Source organism: Amycolatopsis umgeniensis (assembly GCF_014205155.1).
Classification (GTDB): Bacteria; Actinomycetota; Actinomycetes; order Mycobacteriales; family Pseudonocardiaceae; genus Amycolatopsis; species Amycolatopsis umgeniensis.
The window spans coordinates 3874766-3887050 of the sequence record NZ_JACHMX010000001.1; the positions used below are offsets into that span (position 1 = coordinate 3874766).

A 12285-nucleotide genomic window follows, 5' to 3' on the forward strand; every position below is an offset into this window, starting at 1 on the left:
TTCCAGGTGGACTTCTTTCCACCTGAGAGTCAGGCACGAATCTGGGAGGCTTGAGGTGACGACCCGAACCGCGCACGCCCGTCATCGGAGGATCCATGCGCTCGCCGTGCCCCTCGCGGGTCTGCTCACCCTCGCGATCGCGGGCGTTCCGGCCGCGGCGCAGCCGGTGACCGCGGACGCGGAGGCCCAGCGGACGCTGCGCGGGCTGACTCTGGAGCAGAAGGTAGGCCAGCTGTTCGTCACGTGGGTGAACGGCAAGTCCGCCGACGAGGTCAACGCCAAGAACAAGGCCGACTTCGGCGTGGACACCCCCGCGCAGGTGATCGAGAAGTACCACCTGGGCGGCGTCATCTACTTCAACAACGACAGCCGGGACAACTTCGACGACCCGGTCCAGGTCGCCAAGCTGTCGAACGGGCTCCAGCGGGCCGCCATCCGCAGCGGCGCGCACATCCCGTTGCAGATCGCGACCGACCAGGAAGGCGGCACGGTCACCCGCATGGGTGCCCCCGCCACCGAGCTGCCGAACGCGATGGCGATCTCGGCGGGCCGTGACACCACGGCCGCGCAGGAGGCGGCCCGGATCCTCGGGCACGAACTGCGGGCCGTCGGCATCAACCAGGACTTCGCCCCCGACGCCGACGTCAACTCCAACCCGGCGAACCCGGTGATCGGCGTCCGCTCCTTCTCCGGCCGCCCGGAGCTGGCGAGCCAGTTCGTCGGCGCGCAGGTCAAGGGCTTCCAGGACTCCGGACGGCGCTCCGAGACGGTGTCCGCCGCCGCGAAGCACTTCCCCGGCCACGGCGACGCGGCCACGGACAGTCACCTCGAACTGCCCAGGATCGACCGGACCGAAGCCAGCTGGCGCGAGACGGACGTGCCGCCGTTCAAGGCCGCCATCAAGGCGGGCATCGACTCGATCATGAGCGCGCACATCCAGTTCCCCAGCCTCGACCCGTCGGGCGAGCCCGCCACGCTGTCGAAGCCGATCCTCACCGGCAAACTGCGCGGTGAGCTGGGCTATCGCGGTGTCGTCATCACGGACTCGCTCTCGATGGACGCGGTGCGCGAGATGCACACCGACGCGGAGATCCCGGTGCTCGCGCTCAAGGCGGGCATCGATCAGCTGCTCATGCCGGTGAACCTCGAAGTCGCGATCAACTCGGTGCTCGACGCTGTCCGCAAGGGTGAGCTGACGGAGCGGCGCATCGACGAAAGCGTCCTGCGGGTGCTCAAGCTCAAGCTGAACCGGGGCATCCTGACCTCGCCGTTCGTCGACCCGGCGAAGGTCGCTTCGAAGGTCGGCACCCCGGCCAACCTCGCGACCGCGCAGGGCATCGCCGACCGGTCGGTCACCGCGATCCGCAACGACGGCGGGGTCCTCCCGCTCGCGCAGCAGCCCGCGAAGACCCTCGTGACGGGTTGGGGCGTCAGCACGACGACCGCGCTGGCGTCGAAGCTCACCGCGCACGGAACTCAGGCGACGGCACTGCAGACCGGCCAGACCCCGACAGACGCGCAGATCGCGCAGTCCGTCGCGGCGGCGAAGAACGTCGACCTCGTCGTGGTGCTGACCAACAACGTCGGCACGTATCCGTTGCAGGGCAAGCTGTTGCAGGCCCTGACCGACACCGGGAAGCCTGTCGTCGCGGTCGCCGCGCAGATCCCCTACGACGCCGGCTACGAGAACCCGGTCAAGACGTGGCTCGCGACGTACGGCTACATCACGCCGTCGATCGAGGCGCTGGCCAAGGTGATCCTCGGGAAGGTGAAGCCGCAGGGCAAGCTGCCGGTGGACGTTCCCGCGGGCAAGGACGTGGGCACGGTGAAGTACCCCTTCGGCCATGGGCTGACCTGGTGACGCTCAATCGCCGCCACCTCCTCGCCGCCGGGGCGCTCGCGGTCCCCGCGCTGACGGCCGGATCCTCGGTCGCGCAGGCCGGGCCCGAGACTCCGGCGGAAAGCGAGAGCAAAGGTCCCTCGCTCACCCGGACCGGAGCGGACGTGCTCGCCGCCCGCGGCTGGGCGGCGCTGTCCGGCCGCAAGCTCGGCGTGCTGTCGAATCCGACGGGTGTCCTGGCGAGCGGTGACCACATCGTCGATTCGATGGTCGCCGCCGGCGTCCGGCCGCTCGCCGCTTTCGGGCCGGAACACGGCTTCCGCGGCAGTGCGCAAGCGGGCGGTTCCGAAGGCGACTACACCGACCCTCGCACCGGCGTCCCCGTGTACGACGCGTACGGCGCCGACGCGACGAAGCTCGCCGGGATGTTCACGAAGGCGGGCGTCGACACCGTCGTCTTCGACATCGCCGACGTCGGCGCGCGGTTCTACACCTACATCTGGTCGCTCTACACGGCGATGGTCGCGGCGGCGAAGGTCGGCGCGGCGGTGGTCGTGCTGGACCGGCCGAACCCGCTGGGCGGCAAGGCCGCCGGGCCCATGCTGGACCCGGCGTACGCCTCAGGTGTCGGGCGGAAGCCGATCGTGCAGCAGCACGGCATGACCGTCGGGGAACTCGCGCGGTACTTCGCCGCCGAGTTCCTGCCCGCCGAAGGGGTCACGCCGGGCAAGCTCGAGATCGTCGAAGTGCGTGACTGGCGGCGTGATCAGCTCTTCGACCGCACCGGCCTCACCTGGGTCCCGCCGAGCCCGAACATGCCGACGCCGGACACCGCGCTCGTCTATCCCGGCACCGGGATGTTCGAGGGCACCGTGTTCTCCGAAGGCCGTGGCACCACCAGGCCGTTCGAGATCATCGGCGCGCCGGGCCTCGACTGGCGCTGGCGCGAGAAGCTCGGCGAACTGCGGCTTCCCGGGGTGAAGTTCCGTGAGGCGTACTTCGTGCCGACGTTCGGCAAGTTCGTCAACGAGCCTTGCGGCGGCGTGCAGGTGACGATCACGGATCCGCGGGCCTTCGACGCCATCCGCACCGCGGTCACCATGTTCGTCACCGCGAAACAGGTGCACCCGGACAAGTTCGAGTGGCGGCCCGACAACTTCCTCGACAAGCTCTCGGGCTCGGACAGGTTGCGCACGATGATCGACAAGGGTGCCGGAGTGGACGAGATCGTCGGGTCGTGGCAGGCCGAACTGGCCGAGTTCGACCGGAAACGCCGTCGCCATCTCCTTTACCGCTGAAGGGAACGAAGCGATGGGAACGCAAGGCGCGGCACCCGACAGTAGCCAAGAGCGCGCCTCGGCCGACGGGCCCCGCTATCGCAGCGGCAGGGCGTCTACACCGGCCACCGCACCGCCGATGCCAACGGACGCCCTGGCGATGCGATCGCGGTCGCGCGCGGAGCCGCGTCGACACCGTGCTAGGAAGATCCTGATCGCGGCTGCTTCCGTGCTGGTCGCGGCGACCACGCTGTCGACGGCGGGAGCACAGGCGATTCCGGGTACCGGACAACAGGAAGACCGCGCGGCGGGCCGGTTCGACAAGCCGCGCGGAGGTTTCGCGCCCGCGTCCACCGTCCTGCGTGACGGTGCGCCCGCGGACGTCGGCCTCGACCCGGAGCCGATCAAGGCGGCCGAGCGGTTCGTCGACAGCTGGACGAAGCCGGACGCCACCGGGCATCCGCACTTCTCCGGCGCTGTCGGCCTGCTCGCGCACGACGGCGTGGTCGTCGAGCGCCAAGCCGTCGGCGGAGCCGTCCGTTACGCCGACGCGAATGGCACAGAACTGCCGCCGGAGCAGCAGGTGCCGATGCGTGCGGACACCATCTTCGACATGGCCTCGATCTCGAAGCTGTTCACCTCCATCGCGGTGATGCAACTGGCCGAGACGGGCAAGCTGGACATCTCCGCGCCGGTGGTGCGGTACCTGCCGGAGTTCGGGGTGAACGGCAAGGAAGCCGTCACCGTCCAGCAGCTGCTCACCCACGTTTCGGGCTTCGCCGCGACACCGCTCCCGTCGCTGTGGGAGGGCTATCCGGACATCCCGTCGCGCCGGAAGGCCATCCTCGACAGCCCGCTGAAGAACCCGCCGGGCAGTACGTACCTTTACTCCGACATCAACCTGCTGACACTCGGCCTCCTGGTCGAGAAGCTGGCGGGAGCGCCGTTGGACAAGGTGGTCCAAGACCGCATCGCGGCTCCGCTGGGCCTGGCCGACACGGGGTACAACCCTCCGGTGTCGAAACTCGCCAGGGTCGCGGCGACCGAGTACGCCGTGAAACCGCCGCGTGGCCTCGTCCGCGGCGAGGTCCACGACGAGAACGCCTGGTCTCTGGGCGGCGTCGCCGGGCACGCGGGCGTGTTCTCCACGGCGGGTGACATGGCCGTGCTGGCGCAGACGATCCTCAATGGCGGCGCGTACCGCGGCCAGCGGATCCTGCGGCCGGAGACCGTGCAATCGATGCTGACGAACTACAACCACAAGTTCCCCGACAACTCCCACGGGCTCGGTTTCGAACTGGACCAGCCCTGGTACATGGGCGCGCTGTCCGCGCCCTCGACCGCCGGGCACACCGGGTTCACCGGGACCTCGCTGGTGATCGACCCGCTGTCGAGGTCGTTCGCGATCCTGCTCACCAACCGCGTGCACCCGACGCGGAACTGGGGCTCGATCAACCTCGCCAGGGAAACGTGGGCGAGCTCGCTCGCGAAGGCGATGGCCGTCCGTCCCGCGCACGGCCGTGACGCGTGGTTCAGCGGCGCCGGGGACGTCTCCACGGCCACGCTCACGACACCGCCCCTGCGGACCCGTGGCGGCCCGCTGAAGGTCTCCTTCGACGCCTTCGTGGACACCGAAGGACCCTCTGATTCGCTTTTCCTGGAAATAAGTACCGACGGTGGCGCCACCTGGAAATCGATTACTCTGCGTGCGAGTGGCCCCGGAGCCCCCGCCGGAGACCTGGCAGGCCTCGGCGGGCACGGACACCGGGCTTGGTGGCGGGCCGCGGCCGAGGTGTCGCAAAGCTCACAAATCACCCTCCGCTGGCGTTACACGACCGATGCCCGTTACACGGGACGCGGAATTTCCTTGGACGGTGTGAAAGTCACTGAACGCGGCCGGATACTGCTGGACAGTGAGCATAATCCCCCTACTTTCGCAGCTACCGGATGGAAGTTGAGCGCTAGGTAGTTGACCGGTTTCAGTGCGCAGACCGAACCGCCCCGTTGACCGGGACACAGCCCCTTGCGCCGCGACACTAAGTTGCCAAGTCGTTAGCTCGACCTCGTTAACGGCCTCGACCTGGTTAGCGACTTTCTGGTCAACGATTAATCGCAAATCGAATCCGCAGACACGGATAGGTTGCGATCTTCCCGAAGGGTGTGGGTAGCCTTGTCGCAGATGCCAACGGTTAGTAACTTTCCCACGGTGGGCGATACCGAATCCGTGATCGCGGTCGCACCGTCCGAGTCCGTGCCGGCCCAGCCGACACGGGACGCTGACGCGAGCCCGCTCGTGCGGATCCGCTCCCTCCTGCCCGGGCTCGCCCGGGCCGAACAGCGCGTCGCGAAGGTCGTCCTCGACGACCCCGCGCAGGTCGCGCGGCGCAGCATCACCGAGGTCGCCCTCGCGGCCAACACCAGCGAGACCACCGTCACGCGGTTCTGCAAGGCCGTGGGCGTCGGTGGATATCCGCAGCTCAGGATCGCTTTGGCGGCCGACACCGCCAGGTCCGAGGCGCGGTCGAGCCGCAACCTCGGCGGCGAGATCGGCCCGGAGGACGACCTGGCCGCGGTGATCGGCAAGGTCAGCTTCGCGGACGCTCGCGCCGTGGAGGAGACCGCCGATCAGCTCGACGTCCCCTCGCTACAGCGCGTGATCGACATCGTGGCGGGTGCGGGCCGCGTGGACGTCTACGGCGTCGGCGCGAGCGCGTTCGTGGCCGCCGATCTGCAGCAGAAGCTGCACCGCATCGGCCGGGTCAGCTTCGCCTGGTCCGACACGCACATCATGCTGACCTCGGCCGCCGTGCTGAGCCCCGGAGACGTCGCCATCGGCATCTCCCACACGGGCGCGACCACGGACACCGTCGAGGCGCTGCGCGTGGCCCGTGAGCACGGCGCGATCACCGTCGCCGTGACGAACTTCCCGCGTTCGCCGATCACCGAGGTCGCCGACCACGTGCTGACCACGGCCGCGCGGGAAACGACGTTCCGCTCGGGTGCGACAGCCAGTCGCATCGCGCAGCTGACCGTCATCGACTGCCTGTTCATCGGTGTCGCGCAGCGGCACATGGACGCGTCGGTCAACGCGCTCGACGCGACCAGGGACGCGGTGGGTTCGCACCGGCTGGGTGTTCGGCCCGACGGCAGGCGACGGCCGCGGGAAACCGGCAAATGAGCGAAAAAGTGAGGCGCATGATGACCGTCCCACGCCAGGTGGTGCACGTCGATTCGCCAACCGAACAGCGCAATCCACGGACGACCGACATCGACCTGATGTCGACCATGGGCATCCTCGGCGCGATCAACGCCGAGGACCGCCGGGTCCCCGAAGCCGTCGCCGCGGTGCTGCCGCAGGTGGCGCGGGCTGTCGACTTCGCCGTGGAGGCGCTGCGGTCGGGACACCGCGTGCACTACTTCGGGGCCGGTACCTCCGGCAGGCTGGCGACGTTGGACGCCGCGGAACTCGTTCCGACGTTCAACGTGCCCTCCGACTGGTTCATCGCGCATCACGCGGGCGGCGCGCGCGCTCTGCGCCAAGCCGTCGAAGACGCCGAGGACAACGCGAAGGCCGGAGCCGCCGAAGTGGCCGAGACCGTCGCGCCCGGCGACTTCGTGCTCGGGCTGACGGCTTCCGGCCGGACGCCCTACGTTCTCGGCGCGCTGGCCGCGGCCAGCCGTCGCGGCGCCCGGACCGCTTTGGTTTCGGGCAATCCGGCCGCGGTGACGCCGCCCGGTGTCGATGTCCTCATCGCGGTGGACACCGGCCCCGAGGCGATCGCCGGGTCGACCCGGATGAAGGCGGGCACGGCCCAGAAGATCATCCTCACCGCGTTTTCCACCGCGACGATGATCAAACTCGGCCGGACCTACTCGAACCTGATGGTCAGCATGCGCGCGACCAACGCGAAGCTGCGCGGACGGACCATCAGGATCCTGCGCGAGGCCACCGGGATGAGCATGGCGGACTGTTCCGACGCGCTCACCGAGGCCGACGGTGACCTCAAGGTCGCGTTGGTCCATCTGCTGTCCGGCGAGGACGTCGCGAACGCGGCGAAGGCGCTGACGGCCAGCGATGGCCACGTACGCAAGGCTCTCGACTCCCTGCGGGTGCGCGCGAGCTGAACTATCACCGATTGCCCATCACCTGCTCATCTACCTAGGCTCTCAGGTATTCGCGACTGAGAGGTCGGGTGGTCATGAGCACCGGCGGACAGCCCCGTTCATCCCGACGCCTCGCACTCACGCGACGCGAACGGGCGTCCGTCGCCGGGATGGCCGGATTCATCCTGCTTCTCAACGTCGCGGGCTGGGGAGTCCTGACGCTTTTCGTGGCGCCGCGCCAATACGAGCTCGGCGCCACGGGCGTGTTCGGGATCGGTCTCGGTGTCACCGCCTTCGTACTCGGGATGCGGCACGCTTTCGACGCGGACCACATCGCCGCGATCGACAACACCACCCGGAAGCTGATGGCCGACGGGCAACGGCCGCTTTCGGTCGGTTTCTGGTTCTCCCTCGGCCATTCGACGATCGTCTTCGTCCTGTGCCTGCTGTTGTCGCTCGGCGTGCGCGCGCTCGCCGGCGCCGTCGAGGACGACTCGTCGGCGTTGCACGAGGCGACCGGGCTGATCGGGACGTCCGTTTCCGCGGTGTTCCTGTACCTCATCGGGATCATGAACCTGGTGGTGCTGGTGGGCATCGTAAAGGTGTTCCGGCGAATGCGGCGCGGCGAGTTCGACGAAGCGGCGCTGGAGCGGCAACTCGACAACCGCGGCTTCATGAACCGAGTGCTCCGGGGCGCCACGAAGGCGGTGCGCAAGCCGTGGCACATCTACCCGATCGGCGTGCTGTTCGGCCTCGGTTTCGACACCGCGACCGAGATCAGCCTGCTGGTGCTCGCCGGCGGCGCGGCCGCGTTCTCCTTGCCCTGGTACGCGATCCTGGTGCTGCCCGTCCTGTTCGCCGCGGGAATGACGCTGTTCGACACCGCCGACGGCTGCTTCATGAACTTCGCGTACGGCTGGGCCTTCGCGAAGCCGGTGCGGAAGATCTACTACAACCTGACGGTGACGGCGCTTTCCGTCGCGGTCGCGCTGCTCATCGGGACGATCGAGCTGATCTCGATCCTCACCGAACGGCTGGGCATCACGACCGGACCGCTCGCGGCGATCGGGGCGCTGAGCCTGGACTACGTCGGCTACGCGGTCGTAGCGCTCTTCGTGCTTACGTGGCTCCTCGCGCTCCTCGTGTGGCGCTTCGCGCGTATCGAGGAGCGTTGGTCGGCGAGGATCCCCGTCAAGTAGCCCTCTGACCTGCGGGAAGAGAGCAAGGGACCTTTGCTGGCATTTATTTAGCATACCTACGCTAACGATAGCAAAGGTCCCTTGCTCCCCTCCTCACGGCGACCACCGGATCCGGATGGGGGTCTGGGGCACCCGCGTGCGCGAAGGGAGCGAAAGCGCGAAGGCGAGCAGGGCGACGAAGGCGGCTACGGGAGCAACCCACCAGACGCCCGCCGAGGACAGGACGACGCCACCCAGCGCGGCTCCGAGCGCACCGCCGGCGTAGATCGCGGAACCGTTGAGCCCCAAGGCGACCGTCGGCGCGTCGGGCGCCAGCGAGAACAGCCGGTGCTGCTGCGGCACCATCAGCATTCCGCCGAAGGTCCCCGAAGCCAGCGCTAGGACCAGCGTGCCGGGCAGGCTCAGCACGGCGACGTCCAGCAACGCGAGTGTCGCGACCGTCCCGACGAGCGAGATCGCGCGGACGCGTGCGGGACCGAGCGAGTCGGTGGCCCGGCCCGCGAAGGCGTTGCCCAGGATCTGCCCGATCCCGAAACCGATGAGCAGCCACGAGATCATCGCGCCCGTGGCGACCGGAGCCACGAGCACCGGCAGGTACACGAAGGCTGCGAAGCCCGCGGCGGTGCCGAGGACGCTCACGCCCAGCACGCGCGCGATCGGCGGCCGCACGACGACGGCGAGCCTGTCGCGCAGGGACACCGTCGGCATCCGGACACCGGGCAGCAGCGGAACTAGCAGCGCCACGACCACCGCCACCGCACCGATCCCCCACATCACCGCGCGCCAGCCGAACCAGGTGCCCGCCAGCACCCCGATCGGCACGCCGACCACCATCGACACGCTCATCCCGGCGGACACGGTGGCCAGAGCGCGGCCGCGCCGCTCGTCCGACGCCAGGGCACCGGCGAGGACGTAGGCGTTGGACTGGAACGCGGCGGCGCCGAGGGCGGCCAGCACGCGGGCGACGGCGACCACGGCGAACGACTCGCCGACAGCCTGACCGGCCATGCCGATCGTGAACAGCACCATCCCGGCGCCGAGTACCCAGCGCCGGTCGAGCCGTCCGGTGAACGCCGCGATGAGCGGCGAAGAGATCGCGTAGGTCACCGCGAAGACCGTGGTCAGCTGGCCCGCCGCGGCTTCGGAGACACGCAGGTCGGCGGCGATGGTGGGCAGCAGCCCGTTCAGGACGAACCCGTCGGTGCCGACGGTGAACGTCCCGACGGCGAGTACCAGCAGAGCCCCCAAGGCGAGCCGATCATTAGATGATCGTCGAATCGTCATAGGAGGTATAGTGGCCGGACTATTCGATGAGTGTCAAATAGTTTGGAGTGACGTGAGCAGCACGCTGCCGCAACCGGCGACCGGCGAGATCGGGATCGTGCCGGTGCTCCAGGCGCTCGCGGATCCCGTGCGCCTGGAACTGGTCCGCGCCCTGCGAAGCAACCCTTCGCCGCGAAGCTGCGCCGTCAGCGAGTACGACGTCGACATCAGCGCGCCGACGCTCTCCCACCACTGGAAGGTCCTGCGCGAGGCCGGCCTCACGACGACGTTCGTCGAGGGCCGGACCCGCTGGGTCGAGCTACGCACCGAGGACATCCACAAGCGGTTCCCAGGACTACTGGACGCCGTCCTCGCCTAGGCGCCATTTCGCCGCGAGTTCCGCCGCCGCGCACACGCCGACATCGAGCAGATACGGCCCGGCCTGCCCGCAACCGGCCGCCGGAGCGATCGGCTGACCGTGCCCCATCCCGGTGACGGCGTGCGTGTCGACGACGGCGCCGACGTCCGTCCATTGCTCGGAAAGCTCACGCATGTTCAGCGGAGCGACCGTGTAATCCGCGGTCCCGTGCCAGACGCCGACCGGGGGACGCGCACCCGTGCCCGCGGCCCGCACCTTGTCGCCCCACTGCTTCGGGGTCAGATCCTTGCCGGGATTCATGCAGGAGTACGCGTCGATCATCGAGGCCGCGCAGCCGTAGGGCAGACCCGCCACGACACCGCCGCCCGCGAACAGCTCCGGATACGCCGCCAGCATCACCGAGGTCATCGCCCCGCCCGCCGAAAGACCGGTGACGTACGTCCGGCTCCCGGCCGCGAACCGCGTCATCTGCGCGATCGATTCGGCTTCCCCGGACCCGCGTTTGATGTCGCCGGCCTGGAACCAGTTGAAGCATTTGCTGAAGTTGTTCGCCGAAACCTGTTGCGGCAGAACGAGTTTGAACCGCAGCCTGTCCGCAAGCCCGACCCAGCCGGAGCCACGCGCGTATCCCGCAGCGTCCTGGGTGCAGCCGTGCAGGACGACCACCGCCGGACGTCCGGACGGCAGCCCGTCGGGGACGTACTCGAACATCTGCAACGCACCGGGATTGCTCCCGAACCCGGTCACGGGACGGATCGTCGCCGCCTGTGCCGGAGTCGCGAAGAGAAGGGCCAATATCGAAACCACCGCGCCGATGAGGAGTTTTCGCATCACTGGAGGCTAAAACCGTCGCGACTCGGTTCCCACGTGGACGACCACCACAGCGACGGACCGTTTTGTGTGGTCGCGCCGGGTACCGGCGCACGAGAACCGCGCTTACCGTCGGCCGATGCGGCTCATTCTGGTCCTCGCGATGATGCTGGCCCTGGCCACTCCCGCCCAGGCGGCGAGCGGATGCGCGAACGTGCGCGTGCCCGGGGCCGCGAAACAACAACTGTCCTGTTTGGACGATCTGACGACCACCGGCACCCTGACCACCGGGCACACCGTCCAGGCCGACTGGGCCGGGCTGACCTCGGCCGGATTCCCGTCACCCAAGGGCGTTCCCGGCATCCAGATCGACGGCTATTTCCCGGATGCTTCGACGGCCAACACCACGCACGGCTGGAACCACGACGCGCAGTTTGTGCTCCGGCTGCCCGATCGCTGGAACGGCGGCCTCGTGGTCTCCGGGTCTCCTGGCGTGCGACGGCAGTACGCGAACGACCGCGCGATCGGCGACCAGGTCCTCGCCGCCGGTTACGCGTTCGCCGCGACCGACAAGGGCAACACCGGCGCCGACTTCCACACCGACGGACGGCGGCCCGGCGACGCGCTCGCCGAGTGGAACTCGCGCGTCACGCAGCTGACGATCGCCGCGAAGGCCGCTGTCGCCCATCGCTACGGACGCCTGCCGAGCCGCACGCTCGCGGCCGGGATGTCGAACGGCGGCTACCTCGTCCGCTGGCAGCTCGAGAACCGGCCGTGGCTCTACGACGGCGGCATCGACTGGGAGGGCACGCTTTGGCATGAGGACGGCCCGAACCTGTTCACCTTCCTCCCGCCCGCGATCAAGGCCTACCCCGCCTACGCCGCCGGTTCCGCCCAGGCACACCGGCAGATTCTCGACGCCGGTTTCGCGCCGGGCTCGGAATTCCTGTGGCAATATCACAACGACGTCTATTGGGGCCTGACCCAGCGCATCTACCAGGCCGAGTTCGACCCGTCCTTCACCGGGACCGACTACGACTACGCCACTCGCCCTCCGTCGGTGCACCGCGCGGTCGAACGGATCTCGCTGACCGGCCGGATCGGCAAACCGCTGATCACCCTGCACGGCACCCTCGACACACTCCTGCCGATCACCCGCGATTCCGACGTCTACCGGCGGATGATCGCCGAGCAGGGCCGCGCCGGACTCCAGCGCTACTACCGGATCGTGGACGGCAACCACGTCGACGGCCTGTACGACGCCCACCCGGACAAACTGCGCCCCATCGGCCCGTGCTTCCGGACGGCTTTCACCGCTCTCGAAGGCTGGCTCGACGGCGTCCGCCCGCCGGCCTCGGCGACGATCCCGCGCGCGAGCGGCGACCTCGCGACCACTTGCGCACTAAGCTGATC

At 68.9% G+C, this 12285-nt stretch carries 10 protein-coding genes; 8 read left to right on the forward strand and 2 right to left on the reverse strand.

Annotation, left to right across the window (positions count from 1 at the left end; genetic code table 11):
* Window positions 1-55: 55 nt before the first annotated feature.
* The 6 genes from HDA45_RS17905 to nicT all read left to right on the forward strand — a co-directional run bounded on the left by HDA45_RS17905 (window position 56) and on the right by nicT (window position 8420).
* The gene (locus HDA45_RS17905; RefSeq protein WP_184896789.1) at window positions 56-1861 is read left to right on the forward strand and encodes a glycoside hydrolase family 3 N-terminal domain-containing protein; all 1806 of its coding nucleotides are present in this window, start codon (window positions 56-58) and stop codon (window positions 1859-1861) included.
* A complete protein-coding gene (locus HDA45_RS17910) occupies window positions 1858-3138 on the forward strand; it encodes an exo-beta-N-acetylmuramidase NamZ domain-containing protein (RefSeq protein WP_184896792.1) in 1281 nt (426 codons plus the stop codon). The genes HDA45_RS17905 and HDA45_RS17910 overlap by 4 nt, the downstream gene beginning before the upstream one ends.
* 139 nt (window positions 3139-3277) lie before the next feature.
* On the forward strand, window positions 3278-5086 hold the full coding sequence (locus tag HDA45_RS17915; RefSeq protein ID WP_246481292.1) for a serine hydrolase domain-containing protein: 1809 nt from the start codon (window positions 3278-3280) through the stop codon (window positions 5084-5086).
* A 237-nt stretch (window positions 5087-5323) separates the two neighbouring features.
* On the forward strand, window positions 5324-6295 hold the full coding sequence (locus tag HDA45_RS17920; protein WP_343072092.1) for a MurR/RpiR family transcriptional regulator: 972 nt from the start codon (window positions 5324-5326) through the stop codon (window positions 6293-6295).
* 17 nt (window positions 6296-6312) lie between these two features.
* Window positions 6313-7242 carry an N-acetylmuramic acid 6-phosphate etherase gene (locus tag HDA45_RS17925; RefSeq protein WP_184896794.1) on the forward strand — a complete coding sequence of 310 codons (930 nt, stop codon included), beginning with the start codon at window positions 6313-6315 and terminating at the stop codon, window positions 7240-7242.
* 74 nt (window positions 7243-7316) lie between these two features.
* Window positions 7317-8420 (forward strand): Nickel transporter NicT, encoded by a 1104-nt coding sequence (gene nicT, locus HDA45_RS17930; RefSeq protein ID WP_184896796.1) that lies wholly within the window; start codon window positions 7317-7319, stop codon window positions 8418-8420.
* Window positions 8421-8513: 93 nt separating this feature from the next.
* Here the strand turns inward: nicT and HDA45_RS17935 are convergent, their stop codons facing one another.
* Window positions 8514-9704 (reverse strand): MFS transporter, encoded by a 1191-nt coding sequence (locus tag HDA45_RS17935; protein WP_184896798.1) that lies wholly within the window; start codon window positions 9702-9704, stop codon window positions 8514-8516.
* A 52-nt stretch (window positions 9705-9756) separates the two neighbouring features.
* On the opposite strand from HDA45_RS17935, the gene HDA45_RS17940 reads away from it, so the two are divergent.
* The gene (locus HDA45_RS17940; RefSeq protein ID WP_184896800.1) at window positions 9757-10062 is read left to right on the forward strand and encodes a helix-turn-helix domain-containing protein; all 306 of its coding nucleotides are present in this window, start codon (window positions 9757-9759) and stop codon (window positions 10060-10062) included.
* Here the strand turns inward: HDA45_RS17940 and HDA45_RS17945 are convergent.
* The gene (locus HDA45_RS17945) at window positions 10039-10893 is read right to left on the reverse strand and encodes an extracellular catalytic domain type 1 short-chain-length polyhydroxyalkanoate depolymerase (protein WP_184896802.1); all 855 of its coding nucleotides are present in this window, start codon (window positions 10891-10893) and stop codon (window positions 10039-10041) included. The genes HDA45_RS17940 and HDA45_RS17945 overlap by 24 nt on opposite strands.
* A gap of 118 nt (window positions 10894-11011) precedes the next feature.
* Here HDA45_RS17945 and HDA45_RS17950 point away from each other — a divergent pair, with 118 nt between their 5' ends.
* The gene (locus HDA45_RS17950; RefSeq protein WP_184896804.1) at window positions 11012-12283 is read left to right on the forward strand and encodes an alpha/beta hydrolase family protein; all 1272 of its coding nucleotides are present in this window, start codon (window positions 11012-11014) and stop codon (window positions 12281-12283) included.
* Window positions 12284-12285 lie beyond the last annotated feature (2 nt).